We start from the raw sequence: 952 nt of genomic DNA, 5'->3' as shown, positions 1-952 counted from the left end.
GCGACGTGATGAAGTTTTGGGGCGGCGATGCGCGCAAATGGATCTTGAAGAAGAACATCGTCTTCGATCCGCGTGAACGCCCCAGTCCGGCGCCGAGCGGGCCGACTGCGACCGTCAATCTGTTCAGCGGCTGGAAGATGACGCCGAAAAAGGGCGACTGCATTCAGATTCAGACATTGCTTTCGCACCTGTGCAACGGCGTCGAGGAACTGGAGACGTGGATAGCTCGATGGTTGGCGTACCCCCTCCGCAACCCCGGCGCCAAGATGGAAACGTCGATCATCATGCATGGCGACGAGGGTTCCGGCAAAAACTTCTTTTTCGAGAAGGTCGTCAAGGTGATCTATGGCGAGTATGGCTACGTCATCGGCAATGCCCAGCTGGAGTCCAACTTCAACGACTGGGCCTCGACGAGGCTGTTCATGGTGGCGGATGAGGTGGTGACGCGCTCGGAGCTGAAGCAGATGAAGGGGAAGCTCAAGTACCTGGTGTCGGGCGACACCGTCATCGTCAATCCCAAGGGGCTGCCCGAGCACAGTGAAGCGAATCAGATGAACTTCGTGTTCTTGTCGAATGAGCTGCAGCCGCTCGCGCTCGACAAGACCGACAGACGCTACCTGGTGATATGGACGCCGCCGGCGCTGTCGCGCGAATTCTACATCGGCGTGGCCGACGAAATCGCCCGTGGCGGCATCGAGGCGTTTTATCACTATCTGCTGTACGAGTTGGATATGGGGGACTTCAATGAGCACACCAAGCCGATCTATAACAAGGCGAAGGATGCGCTGATCGAGAAGAGCCTGGCGCCGGCAGAGCGCTTTTACCGAGAGTGGTCGAGCGGCCTTCTACCGCTGCCGTTCGTGACGTGCGGATGCACCCAGCTGTACGAAGCGTTTCAGATCTGGTGCGGCCGCTCCGGCGAATCGAAGTACACGTCCCAGACGATGTTCAG

The 952-nt window shown here is 58.5% G+C and carries 1 protein-coding gene; it reads left to right on the top strand.

The annotated features are described in order from the left end of the window. On the top strand, window positions 1-952 hold a 952-nt coding region (locus F2P44_RS34360; protein ID WP_223165157.1), incomplete at both ends, for a primase-helicase family protein.

Origin of the sequence: Massilia frigida (assembly GCF_011682175.1) — a bacterium.
Taxonomy (GTDB): Bacteria; Pseudomonadota; Gammaproteobacteria; order Burkholderiales; family Burkholderiaceae_D; genus Telluria_A; species Telluria_A frigida.
This window is presented reverse-complemented; position numbering and strand designations above follow the sequence as displayed.